14 protein-coding genes are annotated in these 19,481 nt (G+C 69.6%); 7 read left to right on the top strand and 7 right to left on the bottom strand.

From position 1 onward, the window contains the following. Window positions 1-87 precede the first annotated feature (87 nt). The 5 genes from DCW30_RS26990 to DCW30_RS27010 form a co-directional block, all read right to left on the bottom strand. Window positions 88-1,350: an extracellular solute-binding protein gene (locus DCW30_RS26990; protein WP_237283370.1), complete on the bottom strand. Its 1,263-nt coding sequence runs from the start codon at window positions 1,348-1,350 to the stop codon at window positions 88-90. A 146-nt stretch (window positions 1,351-1,496) separates the two neighbouring features. Next, on the bottom strand, window positions 1,497-2,393 hold the full coding sequence (locus tag DCW30_RS26995) for a carbohydrate ABC transporter permease (RefSeq protein WP_076684045.1): 897 nt from the start codon (window positions 2,391-2,393) through the stop codon (window positions 1,497-1,499). Between the two features lie 20 nt (window positions 2,394-2,413). Beyond that, the gene (locus tag DCW30_RS27000; RefSeq protein ID WP_079249958.1) at window positions 2,414-3,463 is read right to left on the bottom strand and encodes a carbohydrate ABC transporter permease; all 1,050 of its coding nucleotides are present in this window, start codon (window positions 3,461-3,463) and stop codon (window positions 2,414-2,416) included. A gap of 35 nt (window positions 3,464-3,498) precedes the next feature. Beyond that, window positions 3,499-4,932, bottom strand: a complete 1,434-nt coding sequence (ngcE, locus tag DCW30_RS27005; protein WP_076684046.1) for an N-acetylglucosamine/diacetylchitobiose ABC transporter substrate-binding protein — start codon at window positions 4,930-4,932, stop codon at window positions 3,499-3,501. Between the two features lie 238 nt (window positions 4,933-5,170). Next, on the bottom strand, window positions 5,171-5,800 hold the full coding sequence (locus tag DCW30_RS27010) for a YdeI/OmpD-associated family protein (RefSeq protein ID WP_076684047.1): 630 nt from the start codon (window positions 5,798-5,800) through the stop codon (window positions 5,171-5,173). Window positions 5,801-6,040: 240 nt separating this feature from the next. On the opposite strand from DCW30_RS27010, the gene DCW30_RS27015 reads away from it, so the two are divergent. Next, window positions 6,041-9,937 (top strand): GH92 family glycosyl hydrolase, encoded by a 3,897-nt coding sequence (locus tag DCW30_RS27015; protein ID WP_079249959.1) that lies wholly within the window; start codon window positions 6,041-6,043, stop codon window positions 9,935-9,937. A 117-nt stretch (window positions 9,938-10,054) separates the two neighbouring features. Here DCW30_RS27015 and DCW30_RS27020 read toward each other — a convergent pair whose 3' ends face one another. Next, window positions 10,055-10,498 (bottom strand): ATP-binding protein, encoded by a 444-nt coding sequence (locus DCW30_RS27020; RefSeq protein WP_232626872.1) that lies wholly within the window; start codon window positions 10,496-10,498, stop codon window positions 10,055-10,057. Window positions 10,499-10,651: 153 nt separating this feature from the next. On the opposite strand from DCW30_RS27020, the gene DCW30_RS27025 reads away from it, so the two are divergent. The 6 genes from DCW30_RS27025 (at window position 10,652) to DCW30_RS27050 (ending at window position 16,280) form a co-directional block, all read left to right on the top strand. Then, complete coding sequence (locus DCW30_RS27025) at window positions 10,652-11,437, top strand: helix-turn-helix domain-containing protein (protein WP_237283371.1); 786 nt, start codon at window positions 10,652-10,654, stop codon at window positions 11,435-11,437. Continuing rightward, on the top strand, window positions 11,434-11,670 hold the full coding sequence (locus DCW30_RS27030) for a DUF397 domain-containing protein (RefSeq protein ID WP_076684050.1): 237 nt from the start codon (window positions 11,434-11,436) through the stop codon (window positions 11,668-11,670). Before DCW30_RS27025 ends, DCW30_RS27030 begins: the two co-directional genes overlap by 4 nt. A gap of 6 nt (window positions 11,671-11,676) precedes the next feature. Further along, window positions 11,677-12,312, top strand: coding sequence for a DUF7019 family protein (locus tag DCW30_RS27035; protein ID WP_076684051.1), 636 nt, complete (start codon window positions 11,677-11,679; stop codon window positions 12,310-12,312). A 1-nt stretch (window position 12,313) separates the two neighbouring features. Then, window positions 12,314-14,218: a HEAT repeat domain-containing protein gene (locus tag DCW30_RS27040; protein WP_076684052.1), complete on the top strand. Its 1,905-nt coding sequence runs from the start codon at window positions 12,314-12,316 to the stop codon at window positions 14,216-14,218. 203 nt (window positions 14,219-14,421) lie between these two features. Next, window positions 14,422-15,768, top strand: coding sequence for an MFS transporter (locus DCW30_RS27045; RefSeq protein ID WP_062770757.1), 1,347 nt, complete (start codon window positions 14,422-14,424; stop codon window positions 15,766-15,768). Between the two features lie 119 nt (window positions 15,769-15,887). Beyond that, window positions 15,888-16,280 carry a VOC family protein gene (locus tag DCW30_RS27050; RefSeq protein WP_062770759.1) on the top strand — a complete coding sequence of 131 codons (393 nt, stop codon included), beginning with the start codon at window positions 15,888-15,890 and terminating at the stop codon, window positions 16,278-16,280. 133 nt (window positions 16,281-16,413) lie between these two features. Here DCW30_RS27050 and acnA read toward each other — a convergent pair whose 3' ends face one another. After that, window positions 16,414-19,128 (bottom strand): aconitate hydratase AcnA, encoded by a 2,715-nt coding sequence (gene acnA / locus DCW30_RS27055; RefSeq protein WP_076688787.1) that lies wholly within the window; start codon window positions 19,126-19,128, stop codon window positions 16,414-16,416. Window positions 19,129-19,481: the final 353 nt, after the last annotated feature.

Raw genomic sequence — 19,481 nt, forward strand, 5'->3', positions numbered from 1 at the left:
CCCGCCCCGTCCCCGGCCGGGGGCGGCCGGGGACGGAGGGGCCTTCAGGGACACAAGGACTCCTTGCGAACTGGGTGTGTGGGACCGCTACTTGGCTTCCGCCGCAGCGGTCTCGGCCTTCTTCTGGAGGTCGCCGAGGACCTGCTTGGGGTCGTCGGAGACGGCCTTGCCGCCGGTCTTCTTCATCTCGGCGGAGACGACGTCCCAGGAGGTGTCGCCCAGCGGGTAGAACTTGGCCTTCGGCAGCACCTCGAAGAACGGCTCCAGGTCCTTGTGCTTGCCGTTGCCCTGCATCTGCTTCAGGACGTCCTGCGTGACGGGCATGAGGTTGTACATCTCGTCGAACGCCAGCATCTTCTTGGAGTACGTGAAGTCCAGGAACTTCTTCACGGCCTCCTTCTCGGCGCCGCCGTCCTTGAACGCCATCATCCAGTCGGCCACGCCGAGGGTGCTGTCGAGCGGGCCCGTCTTGCCGGGGATGGGGGCGACGCCGTAGTCGACCTTGCCGTCCTTGGCCATCTGGATCAGGCTCGGGTGGCCGTTGAGCATGCCGACCTTGCCCGCCGCGAAGTCCGCGAAGGCGGTCTTGCGGTCGGTGGAGGCGGGGTTGGCGTAGGTGAGGCCGGGCTCGACCAGGTTCTTCTTCAGCCACTCGAAGGTCTCGACGTTCTCGGCGCTGTCGAGGGTGTACTTGCCACTCTCGTCGGTGTAGCCGCCACCGTTGCCGAGCTCCCACATCAGCGTCTCGCCCTGGGTCTCCTCGGGGCCGAGGGGAAGGGCGTAGGGGGTGTCGGCGGCCTTCTTGGCCTTGATCTTCTTCGCGGCCGCGGCCAGCTCGTCCCAGGTCTTCGGCGGGGTCTTCACCCCGGCCTTCTTCAGCACGTCCTTGTTGTAGAACATCACGCGGCTGGAGGAGACCCACGGGATGCCGTACTCGGTGCCGTCAACCTCGCCGGCCTTGGCGAAGGTCGGGATGAGGTTGTCGCGCGTCTCGGCGGAGAGCACCTCGTCGGCCTTGTAGAGCAGGTCGTCGGCGACCTTGTCGGCGTAGCCGCCGGTCTGGAGGAGGTCCGGCTCGTCACCCGCCTGGATCATGTTCTTGACGGACTTGTCGATGTCGTTCCAGTTGATGACCTGGACGTCGACCTTGTAGCCCTTGTTGGCCTTCTCGAATTCCTTCTTGACCTCGTTCCAGTACACCTTGGAGGCGTTGGAGGCCTTGTCGCCGTAGTCGGCCGCGACGAGCTTGATCGTCTTGCCGTCGCCGTCGCCGCTGTCGCCGCCGCAGGCGGTGACACCGAGGGCCATGCAGAGCGTTGCCGCACCGGTGGCGATTATTCGATTCCTCATGCTGTTCAACCCTTCGACATCGGTGGCGACTTGAGCGCACACAACCGCGCTCTGCGGCGCCGTCGCGCCGACACTACTCACGTCACCATTCGCCACACAGGCCTAGACCACTATCGTGGCCAAGCTGAAATCACCTGGTGGCACGCTCACTTGAGGGCGCCGGCCGTGAGGCCGGCCTGCACCTGGCGCTGGAAGACCGCGTACACGACGAGCACCGGCAGCATGGCGATCGTCAGGCCCGCGAAGAGGGCGCCCCAGTCGCCTCGGTAGCCCTGCGAGACCGCGAGCGAGGCGAGCCCCTGGGGCAGCACGTAGTTCTGCTCCTCCTCGTTGTTGAGCAGCAGCGGAAGCAGGTACTGGTTCCACTGGCCGAGGAAGTTGAAGATGCCGATGCTGACCAGGCCCGGCTTGGCCATCGGCAGCATGATCTGGAAGAACGTCCGGGTGTGCGACGCCCCGTCGACCATCGCCGCCTCCTGCACGCCGGTCGGCAGCGTGCGGAAGAAGGAGGTCAGGAAGAAGGTGGTGAAGGGCAGCGAGTACGCGATGTACGCGATCATCAGGCCCGGCCGGGTGTCGAGGAGCCCGAAGTTCTCCATGACGGCGAAGAGCGGCACCAGGGCGAGGATGACGGGGAACATCATGCCGCCCGCGAACAGCATGAAGACGAGGCGGTTGCCGGGGAAGGTGAAGCGGGCGATCACATAGGCCGCCATCGAGCCGAGCAGCATCGTGCCGGTCAGCGAACCCGCCAGAATGATGAGGGAGTTGACGGTGTAGCGGCCGATGCTGGCCTTGTTCCAGGCGTTGCCGAAGTTCTCCCAGTGGAAGGAGGAGGGCCAGCCCATCGGATCGCTGAGGATCTCCGCCGAGGGGCGGAACGCGGTCAGCGCGACCCAGATCAGCGGCCCGGCGGCGAGGACGACCCACAGGACGAGGAAGGCGTGCGAGAAGACGTTGAGCGTGCCGCCCGACTCCTTCAGCTGCCCGCGGGGCTTCTCGGTGGCCTCGGGGCGGGGCGCGGCGGCGGTGGTCGTGGTCATGGTCAGTGGCTCCCGCGGTCTCAGTATTCGATCCGGTCGCGGTTCCCGGCCCGCATGACGATCAGCGAGAACGCCATGCTCAGGACGAGGAGGACGACACCGATGGACGTGGCGTAGCCGTACTGGCCGTCACGGAACCGTTCGTAGAGGAAGACCGGAGTCACCTTCAGGACGTGCGGGGGCACCATCACCAGGCAGATCGCGAAGGTGTCGAGCGCCTGGATGCCCATGTAGATCCAGCCGGTGCGCACGGTGTCCCAGATCAGCGGGAGCGTGACGCTGAAGAAGGTGCGGGTGCGGCCCGCCCCGTCGAGCAGCGCGGCCTCGTAGATGTCGCTCGGGATCGCCCCCATCGCCGCGGAGAACAGCACCACGTAGAAGCCGATGAAGCTCCAGCTGATGACGGTGAGCAGGGAGATGACGCCGAGGGTGCTGTCCCCGCCCAGCCAGGCGGGCCCCGTGACGCCCACCTTGTCCAGGCCGCCGTTGATCAGGCCGCTGTTGGTGTTGAAGACGCGCCCCCACACCACGGCGATGATGGCGACGGAGAGCACCTGCGGGAAGAAGTAGACGACCTTGTAGAAGGACGAGCCCGCGACGCCCGCGATGGCCTGCCCCCTGCGGTGCCGCCCGCCCGAGGTGATCATGTAGGCGAAGAACATGCCGAGTACGAGGGTGATGACCGGGGCGATGACGAGCAGGAGGGCGCTGACCTGAAGGGAGTCCCAGAAGCGGTCGTCGTTCCACATCTTCTGGTAGTTGTCGAACCCGACGAAGTTCGCGACGGGCCCGCCGGACCAGTCGGTGAACGAGTAGTAGATCGCCTGGAGGAAGGGCGAGACGACGAACAGCGCGTAGAACGCCAGCGGCACGGCCAGGAAGCCCACGATGAAGCGGTACTTGTCGAGCGTGCGGTAGCGCCGGTCGTAGCGGACCCGTGCGGGGGTGAAGCGGGGCGGCAGCAGGATCGCGGCGAGGAACAGCAGCCGGCCGGGTGCGCCCGGCGCGGGTCCTCGGTCCGCCCGCCCCTTCGAAGATGGGGTCTTGCCCACCTGGGTGTCGGTCTTCATGCTGCTCAGCCCCGCTCGCTCCGCCTCCTCGCCCGTCAGGCCTTCTTGACCTTGCTGATGTCGGGGTCCTTCAGGATTCGCTCGGACGCCTTCTGCATGATGTCCATGGCCTGCTTGGGGCCGATCTGGCCCTGCATGAACGTGTGCACCATGTTGTTGAAGTCCTCGCGGAACAGCTCGTTGTACCAGTCCATGAAGTGCGGGATGACGATGTTGTCACCGGCCGCCTTGATGGCCGCCTGGGCGCTCGCCGTGCCCGACGGCAGGTCCTCGCCGTCGATGGCGCCCTTCACCACGGGCATCGAGCCGACCTCCTTGAAGAGGTTCACGGCGGCCTTCTTGCTGTACATCATCCGCAGCCACTCCAGGCCGCCCTGTCGGTTCTCGGCCTTGGCGGGGACGATGAACGGCTCACCGGCCGGGGCGTAGAGCGTGCCGAAGGGCATCTTGTCGCCGGAGTCGAGCGAGGGGGTCGCCCCCACCGTCATGGCGAAGTCCTTGGGCGTGGTGTCCTTGGCCTCGTTCTCCACCCAGGAGCCGTTCGGCACGAAGACGCACTTGCCCTCCTTCGTCCAGGCGGTCTGCATCTCGGTGTGCGCCTGGTTGCCGTCGAAGCCGGTGAGCACGTACTTCTTGGCGACCAGTTCCTCCCAGGCCTCGAAGACGTCCTTGACGGCGTCGTGCTTCCAGGCGTTCGGCTCCAGGTAGTCCATGGCCTCGGTGACGTCGCGGCCGCCGCGCTGGGCGAACATCGCGTACATGCTGAAGAACATGTAGCGGGGGTGGCCGCCGGGGTAGCTCCAGCCGTGGATGCCCTTGGCCTTGGCCTTCTTGCAGACGGCGAGCATCTCGTCCCAGGTCTTGGGGTACGCGGAGTCGAGGCCGTCCTCCAGGAGCTTCTTGGAGTACCAGTTGCCGTACACCGTCAGGGCGATGTTGAGCTGGTAGCACTCCTTGCCGCCGAAGCGGCCCATCTGCTCGACGACCGGCACCAGGGTCTCGCGGACCGTGACGTCCGGGTCGTCCCAGGAGGGCGCGTCGAGGACCTCGCCGAGGTCGGCGACCTGCTTGTTGTGGACCAGCTTGCCGATGTTCATCTGCTCGGCGCCGGAGTTGTTGACGACGTCCGACGTGGGCTTGCCGCGGACGATCTTCGGCTGCACCTGGGTGGCGATCTTCTCCGTGGCCTTCTGGTCCGGCTTCGCCTTGGGGTACTTGTCGGCGTACATGTCGGTGACGAACTGCGCGTACTTGTCGCCGTAACCGCCGTTGAAGATGTAGACGGTCAGCCCCGCGTCCTCTTTCACGCCGAGCGGGTTCTTCTTGGTCTTCTTGCCCTTCTCGGCCTTGTTCTCCGAGCCGCCGCCGCTCGCGCAGGAGCTGAGCGCCCCGACGGCCGGCACCGCGAGCAGACCTGCGGCCGCCGCCCGCTTCATGACATCACGACGGTTGACGCTGGTGGCTCCCATGCTCAAGCCCTCGCCTTCTCCAGGACTCAGGCGGTGCACCGGACCCTCCCCGGCACCGCGGTGGTGTGGGACGCCGACAGGTATAGTCCACTCCCGCTCGACTGAGCAAGATCGAATACACGTTTGCTCCGCAGGTTTTCCGAGTTGAGACCTGCGACGTTTCCCTGGTCGAACCTCTCGCACATGGCCCGTGGAACGCGTGGACTTTCGCGCCGGTTTCCATGGACTTTCCCTCACATCACCCGAGTGGCCGGGCCGTCCGCGGGCCACGCGGGGCCCGACGCGCGCTTCGGGTCATGGCGCCGGCGGCCCGGGACGCCCGCTCTCCGCGAGCTCCCGCACCGCCCCGCTCCAGCCGTGTCCGCCGCGCCTCCGGCATCGTGGCCCGGAGCAGCGGGAGCAGCACGAGGGAGCGGGCGGCCCGGTCGAGCGCGTCGAACGCCGCGCGCGCCACCCGGTCCGCGGCGAGCGCCGCGGCTAGGTCGCCGGGGACGACGGCCGTCGCCTGGGAGGCGCACGCGCGGTCCCGGGCGGCCGTCCTCCCGGGCCCGCCGGACTCGGCAGGGCCGGGTTCCCGCATCCGGACCGCCGCCGCCAGCGCGGCGACCTTCTCGACGTCGACCCGCGACCACCGGCTCCTCGGCCGCCGCGGCCCGTGCCCCTGCGGGCAGTGCCGGTCGTCCAGGCCGCGACGCCGTCCGGAGATCCAGCCCCGGCACAGCCCGACGTCGACCGGCTCACCGTCCGTGGCCGACGCGATCCCCGACGCCTTCCCGGCGCCCCTGCCCCACACGCCCTCGCGACGGGCGTGGTGCTCGGCCGGCCGGTCCTCGAAGGCCGCCGCGTCCGCGAACGCGACGACTTCCACCCCGTCGAACTCTTCCCTGCGGCCCGGCCAGGCCGCTCCCGGACACGAAGTCGAGGACCCGGGACGGCGTAGCCGAGCACCGCGCGCCCCGCGGGAACGGAGCAGAGGAACGACGGCGGTCTCACCCTCGGCACTTGAGTTGCCGTCAACCACCTTGACACCTCTCCCCCCTTCACTCCCTACTAGACCTTGCGTAGCGATCGTGACAACGTTGTCCAACCCGCAAGGAGGGGCTCGGGGATGCCGCACCAGGCTCGCAGACCTCGATTCAGACACCAGCGTCCGGGGATTCCCGGGGCGCGCTCGGCAGCGGCCATCGGCACGCTGGCGCTGGCGCTCGTCGTGGCGGCGCAGGGGGCCGCCGTCGCCGGGCCCGAGAAACCACCCCGTACGGAAGCCGAGTTCGCCTCCTCCTTCGAAGAGGGCGAGGCGGTTCCGGACTGGCTGAACACCGTGGAGACCGGCGCCGACGGCAAGAAGAAGGCCGCCGGCGTCAACGGCGAGTTCAGCGCGGGACTGCCCGGCAGCGTCATGAACCACGTCACCGAAGTCCGGGCCAGCGGCGAGAACGCCGGCTCCGGCGAGGTGGCGGAGAACCTCATCGACGGCGAAGCGACGAGCAAATGGCTGACGTTCGACAAGGCCGGCTGGGTCGAGTTCGACCTGGACGAGCCCGCCAAGGCCGTGACGTACGCGCTGACGTCGGCCAACGACCACGCCGAGCGTGACCCCAAGGACTGGACCCTGAAGGGTTCCACCGACGGCGAGGACTGGAAGGTCCTCGACGAGCGCCAGGGCGAGGCGTTCGACGGCCGCCACAAGACGAAGAAGTACGACTTCGACAACGCGACGGCCTACTCCCACTTCCGGCTGGAGGTGACCAGGAACAACGGCGCGTCCGACGCCCTCCAGCTCGCCGACGTCCAGCTCTCCGTGGGCGGCTCCGAGGCTCCCGCCCCCGAGGACATGCTGAGCCTGGTGGACCGGGGCCCCAGCGGCTCCCCCACCGCCAAGGCGCGCGCCGGCTTCACCGGCAAGCACGCGCTGCGCTATGCGGGCAGCCACAAGGCGGACGGCCGCGGCTACTCGTACAACAAGGTCTTCGACGTGAACGTCCCCGTGAAGCGGGACACCCGGCTGGCGTACCGCGTCTTCCCCTCGATGGCCGAGGGCGACCTGGACTACGCCGCCACGAACGTGGCCGTGGACCTGGCCTTCACCGACGGCACCTACCTGAGCGACCTCAAGGCCGTCGACCAGCACGGCTTCGCGCTGACCCCGCGGGGCCAGGGCGCCGCCAAGGTGCTCTACGTCAACCAGTGGAACGATGTCGCCTCCCGCATCGGCGACGTCGCGCGCGGCAAGACGGTCGACCGCGTCCTGATCGCGTACGACGCCCCGAAGGGCCCCGCCAAGTTCCGCGGCTGGCTCGACGACGTGTCGCTCAAGCAGGTCGCGCCCACCGAGCCGAAGGCGCACCCCGCCGACTACGCCGACACCCGGCGCGGCACCAACTCCAGCGGCGGCTTCTCCCGCGGCAACAACATCCCGGCCACGGCGGTCCCGCACGGCTTCAACTTCTGGACGCCGGTCACCAACGCGGGCTCGCTGAGCTGGCTGTACGACTACGCGCGCGGCAACAACGACGACAACCTGCCGACGATGCAGGCGTTCAGCGCGAGCCACGAGCCGAGCCCGTGGATGGGCGACCGGCAGACGTTCCAGCTGATGCCCTCGGTCGACAAGGACACGCCGAACGCTTCGCGCACCAAGCGGGCTCTGCCCTTCCGCCACGAGAAGGAGACGGCGCGCCCGCACTACTACGGCGTGACGTTCGAGAACGGCCTGAAGGCCGAGATGGCGCCGACCGACCACGCGGCGATGATGAGGTTCACCTACCCCGGTGACGACGCGAGCGTGATCTTCGACAACGTCAACGACAAGGGCGGCCTCACCCTCGACAAGGAGAAGGGCGTCGTCACGGGCTACTCGGACGTGAAGTCCGGCCTGTCGACCGGCGCCACCCGCCTCTTCGTCTACGGCGTCTTCGACACCCCGGCCACGGCGGGCGGCAAACTGGAGGGTGGCGGTGGCGGCGACGTCACGGGCTACCTCCGCTTCGCGCCCGGCAAGGACCGCACGGTCACCCTGCGCCTGGCCACGTCCCTGATCAGCGTGGACCAGGCGAAGGACAACCTGGCCCAGGAGATACCCGCGGGCACCTCCTTCGAGCGGGTCAAGGACCGCGCGCAGAAGGCGTGGGACCGCATCCTCGGCAAGGTGGAGGTGGAGGGCGCGAGCGAGGGCCGGCGCACGACGCTGTACTCCTCCCTGTACCGCCTCTACCTCTACCCCAACTCCGGCTTCGAGAAGGTCAGGAGCGCCAAGGGCAGGGCGAAGCACCAGTACGCCTCGCCGTTCTCCCCCGCGACCGGCGAGAACACCCCGACCCGCACCGGCGCGAAGATCGTCGACGGCAAGCCGTACGTGAACAACGGCTTCTGGGACACCTACCGGACGACCTGGCCCGCGTACAGCCTGCTCTCCCCCAAGAAGGCGGGTGAGCTGGTCGACGGCTTCGTGCAGCACTACAAGGACGGCGGCTGGACCTCGCGCTGGTCGTCGCCGGGCGCCGCCGACCTGATGACGGGCACGTCGTCCGACGTGGCCTTCGCCGACGCGTACACCAAGGGCGTGAAGTTCGACGCGGAGGCCGCCTACGACGCGGCGCTGAAGAACGCGACGGTGGTGCCGCCCACGTCGGGCGTCGGCCGCAAGGGCATGAAGACCTCGCCGTTCCTCGGCTACACGCCCAGCGAGACCCACGAGGGCCTGTCCTGGGCCCTTGAGGGGTACCTCAACGACTACGGCATCGCGAAGATGGGCGCCGCCCTCTACAAGAAGACGGGCAAGAAGCACTACAAGGAGGAGTCGGAGTACTTCCTCGACCGCGCCCGCGACTACGTGAACCTCTTCGACGCGAAGGCGGCGGGAGCGGGCACCGCGCCCGGCTTCTTCCAGGGCAAGGACACCAAGGGCGTCTGGCGCGTCGACTCGGAGAAGTTCGACCCGCGCGTGTGGGGCCACGACTACACCGAGACCAACGCCTGGGGCTACGCCTTCACGGCCCCGCAGGACTCGCGCGGCCTGGCCAACCTGTACGGCGGCCGCAAGGGCCTGGCCGACAAGCTCGACACGTACTTCGCCACCCCTGAGACCGGCTCCGCCGAGTTCGCGGGCTCCTACGGAGGCGTCATCCACGAGATGACCGAGGCGCGCGACGTCCGCATGGGCATGTACGGCCACTCCAACCAGGTCGCCCACCACGCCGCGTACATGTACGACGCGGCCGGGCAGCCGCACAAGACGCAGGAGAAGGTCCGCGAGGTCCTCTCCCGCCTCTACACCGGCAGCGAGATCGGCCAGGGCTACCACGGCGACGAGGACAACGGCGAGCAGTCCGGCTGGTACCTCTTCTCCTCCCTCGGCTTCTACCCGCTGGTCATGGGCAGCGGCGAGTACGCCATCGGCTCCCCTCAGTTCACCAAGATGACCGTGCACCTGGACAACGGCCGCGACCTGGTGGTGAAGGCCCCGAAGAACAGCGCGAAGAACATCTACGTGCAGGGCCTGAAGGTCAACGGCAAGAAGTGGAACTCGACGGCGCTCCCGCACAAGGCGATCGCGCGCGGCGGCGTCCTGGAGTTCGACATGGGCCCGAAGCCGTCCGCGTGGGGCTCCGGCAAGAACGCCCAGCCGGCGTCGATCACCGAGGACGACAAGGCGCCGTCCCCGAGGAAGGACGCCCTCAAGGGCGCGGGTGCGCTCTTCGACGACACCTCGGCGACGGACGCCACGTCCTCCGCCCCGGTGGAGCTGCCGGTCGCCGGCAGGACGAAGGCGGTGCAGTACACGCTGACGTCGTCCACGGACAAGGCCGAGGCGCCCAAGGGCTGGGTGCTCCAGGGCTCCGCCGACGGCAAGAAGTGGCGGACGCTGGACAAGCGCTCGGGCGAATCCTTCGCCTGGGACCAGCAGACCCGGGCGTTCACGATCGACCGTCCGGGAACGTACGGGCACTACCGGCTGGTGCCGGACGGCTCCGCGACCCTGGCGGAGGTGGAGCTGCTCGGCTGACGGCGCGGGCGGCCCGGGGACAGGTGCGGTGAAACGCACCCGTTCCCGGGCCGCTGCGCGAGGTGTGCGGCGGGCCTTGCCGTGGCGGGGGCAGGCGCTTCGGCGTGGCCCGCGTGATCAGAGAGAAGCCGCCGCGACAGTCTCCGTGCGGGTCCCGAACTCGGCCCAGACGACCTTGCCGGGGTCGCGCTCCGTCACACCCCACTTGTCGGACAGAGCGGCCACGAGCAGCAGGCCCCGCCCCGACTCGTCCGCGTCCTCCGCGCCGCCGCCGCAGCGTGGCCACCCGCCGCCGCTGTCGTGCACCTCGACGCGGAGCACGCCACCGGTGCGGCTCAGGTGCAGCCGGAATCCACGGCCGGGCGGTACGCCGTGCAGCAGCGCGTTGGTCGCCAGCTCGCTCACGCAGAGCGTGATGTCGTCCGCACGTTCACCGTCGATCCCCCAGTCGACGAGGGCGCCGGCGGCGAAGGCGCGGGCCGCCGGTACGGACTGGCGCTCACGCCGGTAGAAGCGTTCACGCGGGGTCTGCGGGGTGGGGGGTGGAGTTTCGTGATTCACGCGACGACAGTCACACTCCGTGGCCATCGTGGAGCAGTACGTGAACCGGTACGGCTGAGCTGTACGGGTTCTCCGTGTGGGAGCACGGCTTCTGATGGGGAGTTGGACCGTATGAGCAGCCCAAGGAGACGGTCGCGCAGGAACGCGTCGGCGATGAAGATGGTTGGCGCGCTGCTCGCCGTCCACCGGGAGGCGGCCGGGTACACCCAGAGGGCGCTGGCCGAGCGGTTGCTCATCAGCGAGGAGCTGATCGCCTCCATCGAGCAGGGGCGGCGCCCGCTGAAGATGGACCTCGCGGTGCAGTTGGACGACTTCCTCGGGCCGAACCGGACGTTGCAGACGGCGGTCGAGCATATGCCGGAGGTGGATCTGGTTCCCCGGTGGGCCGAGGAGTACATGGATCTGGAGCGCGAGGCGCTCACGCTGTCCTGGTACGACAACCAGGTGCTACCTGGGCTGCTCCAAACCCCGGCCTACGCCCGGAACGTCTTCCGGAACGACGTACCGGCCCTGACTGAGGACGAGATCGAGCTTCGGGTGGCAGCCCGCATGGAGCGCCAAGAGGTCTTGCACCGGAGAGAGCCTCCGACGATCTGTTTCATCATCTCCGAGGTGACATGGATGGACCGTCTCGGTGGTGATGACGTGCACGTCGAGCAGCTACGTCACCTTATGGAGCTGGCCACCCTGCCAGGCGTGACACTGCAAGTAATGCCGGTCGGCCGTAGCTTCCACGCCGGGTTGTCCGGGCCCTTCATCCTGATCGAGACACCCGACCACCAGCGGCTCGGCTATACGGAAGCACAGCGAGGCAGTCAACTGATCGCCGACCCTGATGAGGTGTCCATTCTGGAGCGCAAGTGTGCGATGCTGCGAACTCAGGCCCTCAACCCCTATGAGACCAAAGGCCTGTTGGAAAATCTGCTAGGAGAGCAATGAGCGGCACCGCGCTTATGTGGTTCAAGTCGACCTACAGCGGCAGCGAAGGCGGCGAATGCCTCGAAGTCGCCTATGACTGGCGCAAGTCCAGCTACAGCAGTGAGCAAGGCGGCGCCTGCGTCGAAATCGCCGCCCACCCCACCGCCATCCACATCCGCGACTCCAAGAACCCGGACGGCCCGCACTTCACCGTCGCCCCGGACACCTGGACCGCGTTCCTGAAGCTCCCCTGACGCCACGTGAGGTACTACCTCTACGTCTCCGGAACCAAGCTGGACATGCTGTACGAGCAGATCCCGCCGAAGCTGCTGAAACGGCTCGCCGTCGAGGCGAAGGTCGACCTCAAGGTGCTCAGCGTCGCTGTCCAGTCGCCGCGTGCGGACGTGACCTCGTACGACAAGCTGGACCTCGTCGAGGCGTACCTGGAGCGGGAGTTCGACGTCAGCTGGATGACGGAGCCGAGGCCCTGGTTCCGGGGTGACCTGGAGCTGCGGGTCGCCGGTTACGGGTCTCCCGAGGGGCCGACGTTCATGACGGGGCGGGACGGCGACACCGTCATCGCGCTGATCGGTTCGGCGCACCACCTCCTCGGGCAGCGCACCGCGCCCGAGACGATCCAGGCCTCCTACTCGATGCTGCCGTCGCTGTTCAGGCTGCTGGACGACACCCCAGGGCGTGAGCATGGGCAGGACCCGGCACATGACGTCCTGGAGTTCGCCGAGTTGATGACGGAGCCGCCGGTCTACGGCGAGTTCCTCGCACGACGGCTGCTGCACGGCACGGCGACCGGACGGGACGGACGACAGGTGGACATCGTCGTAGGCACGCCGTTGTACGTGGCGATGGCGGACGAGGACACGCGACGGGAGGCGTGACGTGGAGCCGGACATCGTGCGGATGCGGCTGGAGCGTGACGTCGCGGGTCTGAGCGAGGTCATGCGGTCCGGCCCCTCCCCGCATTACGTGTGGGCCGTCGACCTGCTGCGGGAGATCGGCGGGCGGGAGGCGGCCGACGCCCTCCTCGACTGCGTGGACCGGCCGGACGCCTATCCGAAGTGGCTGCACCTGCACGCGCTGTCCGCCCTCGCGGAACTGCGGGACCGTCGCGCCCTGCCCCGGATCCTGAAGGACGCGCGGCGCGGCGGGCCGGAACATTCCGCGCGGGTGGCCCGGCTGTACGAGGATCTGGGCGCGATCGGCGGACCAGAGGCGGTGCGCGAACTCGTCCACCGCCTGGGCGACCCCGAGCCGCCACGCATGGTCGTGGAAGCGGTGGCCCGGCTGCGCCCGCCGGAGGCCGTGCCCGCGCTGCTGGGCGCGCTGTGGACGTTGCTGCTCCGCGACGAGATGTTCGCCGTGGAGACGCTGGGGGCGATGCGTGACCCTCGTACCGCACCCGCCTTGCTGTATCTGGCGGCGTCGGAAGGCAGCTCACCACGCCTGCGGAAGAGGGCCGTGCTGGCGCTCGCACAACTGCCCGAGGACTGCTGGCCGCCACCGGCCGGCCTGAACGCCGAGTTCATGCTGACGCGCGCGCTGCGCGACCCGGACGCGGCGACCGCACGCCCCGCGGCGGCGCTCCTGGCCAGGACCGACTACGGCATGGAGATACTGCGGGACCACGTCCACGGCGCCGCGCCGTGGAAACCGGCCGAGTACCGTACTCCGGTCTGCGCCGCCGTCACGGTCTGCGCGCACATCCAAGAACGCCCCGCACTCTTCGGCCAGGACGGCCGGGACGTACCGAACCTGGTCGCGCTGCTCGGCGAGCGGTCCGTACCGATGGTGCGCAGGGCGGCGGCATCGGCGCTCGGAGCCGTCGGGGGCAAGGCGGCGACCGAAGCGCTGCTCGCCGCGCTGGGTGGCGACCGTACCGGTGACACGGTCGCGCGGGCCCTGTCGGCGCTGCCCGCGCCGCCCGTACGGGAGTTGCTCGCGATGCTGGCGGACGACGCCCGCGAAGCCCGGCCGCGACGCCGGGGCGCCGCGATCGCGTTGGGGCTGCTGGAGTGCGCGGACGCGGCGCCGCTGCTCCTGGACGCGCTCGGACCGGAGAATTACAGGGACGTACGAGCGGCCGCCGCCGACGCGCTCGGCGACCTGCGGCATGAACCAGCCGTCGCACGCCTCTCGTCCCTCGCGGGCGACGACGAGGAGCCGGGCACGCTGCGCGCGCGGGCGGTGCACGCGCTGGGCCGCATCGGTGCGCCCGAGTCGCTGCCGGTACTGCTGACCGCCGTGCACGATCCGTCCGAGCCGGTGCGGGTGCAGGCGGCACAGGGCCTGGGCCGATTCCCCGTCCGGGAGGCGTCCGCCGCTCTCGGGAAGGTCGCCTCGACGGACGCGAGCCGTGACGTCGCGCAGTGCGCGGTGCGGGCGTTGGGCCGCATGGGCGCCCCGGCGGTGCCCGTCCTGGCCGCGTTGGCGGGGCAGTTCCGGCGGGACGTGGGGGAGGAACTGGTCACGGCGCTGGCCGAATGCCCGGGGGCCGAAGCGGTGGCAGGGCTGGCCGCGTTGGCGACCTCGCCGGAGGCCGCGGACGTCCGCCTGTCCGCGATCCGGGCCCTCGCCGACCGCCGCTCCCCCGACTGTGCCGCACCCCTGGCGTCGTTGCTCACCGCCGACCACACCCCCCGCATACACTTCAGCGCACTGCGCGGCCTCGCGGCGCTGGACACCGAGGAGGCCGACGCGCACGTCCTCACGTACTGCCGGACGAAGGGTCTCGCGAGCGCGGAAGCGCGTGCGGCACTGCGCGACGTCGCGGACCGCAGGCGCTGAGCGGGCTCCCGAGCCCCAGACCTCCCCAGGTGCGCCATCGCCCACCCATCGGCTACCGTGCCCCACGTGTCCGTGACCAAGTGACTCCAGGTGCCGCCACCCGCCCTCGCGCGGGTCCGTGGCACGGAAGCGTCCGTCTTCCTTCCAGCCCCGCCGCGTGAGAACTCGACGCCGGCCAGGGGCCCACCTGGAGTGCCCAACCCATGAACACCCACGTGCGCGACCACCGTCGCGCCCTCAGCCTCGCGCTGCTCTCCCTCCTCCAGTTCCTCATCGCCGTCGACGTGACCGTGGTCAACGTCGCGCTGCCCGCCATCGGCGCCCGCTTCGACGCGGGACCGGCGGCGCTGTCCTGGGTCGTCACCGGATACACCCTCGTCGGCGGCGGGCTCCTGCTGCTCGGCGGGCGGCTCACCGATCTGCTCGGGCGGCGGCGGATGTTCCTGCTCGGGGCCGCGCTCTTCGCCCTCGCCTCACTCGCCGCCGGTCTCGCGCCGAACCTGGAGACGCTGGTGGCCGCCCGCTTCGTCCAGGGCGCGGGCGAAGCGCTCGCCTCGCCGGCCGCCATGTCCCTGATCGCGCTCCTCTACCCGGAGCCCGCCGAGCGGGCCAAGGCCCTCGGCGTCTGGGGGGCCATCTCCGCGAGCGGCCTCGTGGTCGGCGTCCTGATGTCGGGCGCGATCGTCCAGTTCCTCGACTGGCGCTGGATCTTCGGCGTCAACGTGCCGCTCACGGCGGCGGTCCTCGCGCTGACACCGCTGCTCGTCCGCCCCGACGCGCCGCGTGCCCTGCCGTCAGGACGCCTGGACCTGCCCGGCGCCGCTCTGCTGGTGGCGGGGCCCCTGACCCTGGTCCACGGTGTGCTGCGCGGGTCCGTGGCCGCGGTGCTCGTCGGCGCGGCCCTGCTCGCCGCCTTCGTGCTCGTCGAGGCGCGGACACCGCGCCCGCTGGTTCCGCTCTCCTTCTTCACGCACCGCGCCCGTGCCGTGGCGAACGCGGCGACGGTGCCGCTCAGCGCGGGCCTGTCCGGCACGTTCTTCCTGGCCACGCTGTACCTGCAGGACGTCATCGGCCTCACGCCGCTCCAGGCGGGCCTGGCCTATCTGCCGTTCTGCGGGGCGCTCCTCGCCGCGATCGCGGTGGTGGCCCGTCTGATCGCCGCGCTCGGCACCACGAACACCGCCCTGCTCGGCCTGCTCCTGACGGCGGCGGGCCTCGGCTGGCTCGCCCGGCTGCCCGCCCACGGCGACCTGTGGACGGACGTGGTGCCCGGCATGCTGGGAGTGGCCGCCGGGATGGGCATCGGCCTGGTGGCGCTGCAGAACGCGGCGCTCACCGGGGTCACCGAGGACGACGCGGGCACCGCCGCCGGCGTACAGCGCTGCGTCGACCAGCTCGGCGGCTCGCTCGGGCTCGCGGTGCTCGTCGGCATGGCGCTCGGCGGCGGCGACCCCCAGGGCGCCGGGTTCCGGGCGGCGTTCGGGTGGGCGGCCCTCGGTGTGCTCGGCACGGCGGTGGGCGTGGCGGTGAGCGGGCGGCGGCGGAGGTAGCCGCCGGAAACGGCTCGACAGCGCGATGTCGCCGTGCTTAAGATCCCGGCGACATCGCGTGTCGGTCACCGGCTGGGTGAGGCATGGAGGTGTCGGGAGATGCCTGTTGGAGGCATTCCTTGTCAGTCGAGCTGAACCACACGATCGTCCACGCCCGGGACAACCGGGAGTCCGCGGAGTTCTTCACGGACCTGCTGGGCCTGGAGATCACGGGCGAATGGGGCCCGTTCGTCGCGGTGGCCCTGTCCAACGGAGTCACCCTGGACTTCGCCACCGTCCCCGCGGAACACCTCACGCCGCAGCACTACGCCTTCCTGGTCTCCGAGGCGGAGTTCGACGCCGCGTACGAGAAGATCACGGCCCGCGGCATCGAACACTGGGCCGACCCGCACCAGAAGCGGCCGGGTGAGATCAACCGCAACGACGGCGGCAAGGGGGTCTACTTCCTCGACCCGTCGCAGCACGCCATGGAACTGATCACGGTTCCGTACGGAGGCCGGCCCAACCCCTGAGAGCCGCCCCTCCAGGGGCATGGTCAGGGGCGCGGGGAACAGTGCGACAAGCCCCCGCCCGCAGCCGGAGGAACGACGAGGGCCGCACCCCGTACGAGACGGGGTGCGGCCCTCAACCGCTGTGCGCAGATCCCTACTTGCGGATCAGGCTGCGCAGCACGTACTGCATGATGCCGCCGTTGCGGTAGTAGTCGGCCTCACCGGGGGTGTCGATGCGGACGACCGCGTCGAACTCCACGCCCGTGTCGGTGGTGACCTTCACCGTGCGGGGGGTCGAGCCGTTGTTCAGCTCGGTCACACCGGAGAAGGAGAAGGTCTCCTCGCCCGTGAGGCCGAGGGACGAGGCGGTCATGCCCTCCGGGTACTGGAGCGGCAGGACGCCCATGCCGATGAGGTTCGAGCGGTGGATGCGCTCGTACGACTCGGCGATGACGGCCTTGACGCCGAGGAGCGCGGTGCCCTTGGCGGCCCAGTCGCGGGACGAGCCGGAGCCGTACTCCTTGCCCGCGAGGACGACCAGCGGGATGCCCTGGTCGATGTAGTTGCGCGAGGCGTCGTAGATGAACGAGACCGGCGCGTCCTCCTGCGTGAAGTCACGCGTGAAGCCGCCCTCGGTGCCCGGCGCGATCTGGTTGCGCAGGCGGATGTTCGCGAACGTGCCGCGGATCATGACCTCGTGGTTGCCTCGGCGCGAGCCGTAGGAGTTGAAGTCGCGGCGCTGCACGCCGTGCTCCGTGAGGTACTTGCCGGCCGGGGTGTCGGCCTTGATCGCACCGGCCGGGGAGATGTGGTCGGTGGTGACCGAGTCGCCCAGCTTGGCCAGGACGCGGGCGCCCTGGATGTCCTCGACGGGGGACGGCTCCTGCGCCATGCCCTCGAAGTACGGGGGCTTGCGGACGTAGGTCGACTCGGCGTCCCACTCGAAGGTGTCGCCGGTCGGGATCGAGAGCGCCTGCCACTGGGCGTCGCCCGCGAAGACGTCCTGGTAGGACTTGTTGAACATGTCCTCGCCGATGGCGTTCGCCACGACGTCGTTGACCTCGGCCTCGGAGGGCCAGATGTCCTTCAGGTGGACCGGGTTGCCGTCCTGGTCGACGCCGAGGGCCTCGGTGGTGATGTCGATCTTCATCGAGCCGGCCAGGGCGTACGCGACGACCAGCGGCGGGGACGCCAGGTAGTTCATCTTGACGTCGGGGTTGATGCGGCCCTCGAAGTTCCGGTTGCCGGAGAGGACCGACGTCACGGCCAGGTCGTGCTCGTTGACGGCCTTCGAGACCTCCTCGGGCAGCGGGCCCGAGTTGCCGATGCAGGTGGTGCAGCCGTAGCCGACGAGGTTGAAGCCGACCTTGTCGAGGTAGGGGGTCAGGCCCGCCTTGTCGAAGTAGTCGGTGACGACCTTCGAGCCCGGGGCGAGGGTGGTCTTGACCCACGGCTTGCGGGTCAGGCCCTTCTCGACGGCCTTCTTCGCGACGAGCGCGGCGGCGACCATCACGTACGGGTTCGAGGTGTTGGTGCAGGAGGTGATCGCGGCGACGGTGACGGCGCCGTGGTCCAGCTCGTACGTCGAGCCGTCGGGGGCGGTCACGAGGACCGGGTTCGACGGGACGCCGTCCGTGGTGGCCGGGGCGTCGGAGGCCGGGAAGGACTCCTTGCCCGCCTCGTCCACGGAGTCGACGTAGTTGCGGACGTCGCTCTTGAACTGCTCGGCGGCGTTGGCGAGGACGATGCGGTCCTGCGGGCGCTTCGGGCCGGCGATGGAGGGGACGACCGTGGAGAGGTCGAGCTCCAGCTTCTCGGAGAAGTCGGGCTCGGCGGCCGGGTCCAGCCAGAGGCCCTGCTCCTTGGCGTACGCCTCGACGAGCGCGACCTGCTGCTCGTCGCGGCCGGTCAGGCGCAGGTACTTCAGCGTCTCGTCGTCGATCGGGAAGATCGCGGCGGTGGAGCCGAACTCCGGCGACATGTTGCCGATGGTGGCGCGGTTCGCGAGGGAGGTGGCGGCGACGCCCTCACCGTAGAACTCGACGAACTTGCCGACGACGCCGTGCTTGCGCAGCATCTCGGTGATCGTGAGGACGAGGTCCGTGGCGGTGGTGCCCGGCTTCAGCTCACCGGTCAGCTTGAAGCCGACGACGCGCGGGATGAGCATGGAGACCGGCTGGCCCAGCATCGCGGCCTCGGCCTCGATGCCGCCGACGCCCCAGCCCAGGACGCCCAGGCCGTTGACCATCGTGGTGTGCGAGTCGGTGCCGACGAGGGTGTCGGGGTAGGCCTGGCCGCCTCGGACCATGACCGTGCGCGCCAGGTGCTCGATGTTGACCTGGTGGACGATGCCGGTGCCCGGGGGGACGACCTTGAACTCGTCGAAGGCGGTCTGGCCCCAGCGCAGGAACTGGTAGCGCTCCTTGTTGCGGCCGTACTCCAGCTCCACGTTCTGGCCGAAGGCGTCCGCGGTGCCGAACTTGTCGGCGATGACGGAGTGGTCGATGACCAGCTCGGCCGGGGCCAGCGGGTTGATCTTCGCCGGGTCGCCGCCGAGCTCCTTGACGGCCTCACGCATGGTGGCGAGGTCCACCACGCAGGGCACGCCGGTGAAGTCCTGCATGATCACGCGGGCCGGCGTGAACTGGATCTCCTGCGACGGCTGCGCCTGGGAGTCCCAGTCGCCGAGCGCGCGGATGTGGTCGGCGGTGATGTTCGCGCCGTCCTCGGTACGGAGCAGGTTCTCAAGCAGCACCTTCAGGCTGTAGGGAAGGCGTGCGGAGCCCTCGACCTTGTCCAGCTTGAAGATCTCGTACGACTCGTCGCCCACGCGCAGCGTGCTGCGGGCGTCGAAGCTGTTCGCCGACACGACAGTCTCCTTCATTATTTCGCGCGTTCCGTCACATCCTGCCGCCACGACTCCTCGTCGATCCGCTAAGGTAAGGCTTAGTTAGGTAACCCTTACCGAGTGGCGGCTTCTGGTGCGCCTCGGCAGATATCTCGATGTCGAGATAACTCTAGTACATGACCCGTCCGCACGACGAGGCACGCCCGGGCGTTCCGTGGCGTTCCGTGGCGGCGGGGCCTCCGGAGCGGGCGCGGACCCGGCCCGGACGGACCGCGGAACCGGGCGCGGACCGGCTGCGGACCGGGCGTGGACCGGTGGCGAACCGGCGCGGACCGGTTGTGGACCGGCCGCGGGCCGACCGCGGACCGGCTGTC

It is taken from the genome of Streptomyces alfalfae (assembly GCF_004127445.1).
Classification (GTDB): Bacteria; Actinomycetota; Actinomycetes; order Streptomycetales; family Streptomycetaceae; genus Streptomyces; species Streptomyces alfalfae.

Bases quoted from the DNA above. Each gene is read 5' to 3' on its own strand.
- ngcE (WP_076684046.1), bottom strand. From the start codon at position 4,932: ATGGGAGCCACCAGCGTCAACCGTCGTGATGTCATGAAGCGGGCGGCG.
- DCW30_RS27025 (WP_237283371.1), top strand. From the start codon at position 10,652: ATGAAGATGGTTGGCGCGCTGCTCGCCGTCCACCGGGAGGCGGCCGGG.
- DCW30_RS27030 (WP_076684050.1), top strand. From the start codon at position 11,434: ATGAGCGGCACCGCGCTTATGTGGTTCAAGTCGACCTACAGCGGCAGC.
- DCW30_RS26990 (WP_237283370.1), bottom strand. From the start codon at position 1,350: ATGAGGAATCGAATAATCGCCACCGGTGCGGCAACGCTCTGCATGGCC.
- DCW30_RS27015 (WP_079249959.1), top strand. From the start codon at position 6,041: ATGCCGCACCAGGCTCGCAGACCTCGATTCAGACACCAGCGTCCGGGG.
- DCW30_RS26995 (WP_076684045.1), bottom strand. From the start codon at position 2,393: ATGACCACGACCACCGCCGCCGCGCCCCGCCCCGAGGCCACCGAGAAG.
- DCW30_RS27000 (WP_079249958.1), bottom strand. From the start codon at position 3,463: ATGAAGACCGACACCCAGGTGGGCAAGACCCCATCTTCGAAGGGGCGG.
- DCW30_RS27045 (WP_062770757.1), top strand. From the start codon at position 14,422: ATGAACACCCACGTGCGCGACCACCGTCGCGCCCTCAGCCTCGCGCTG.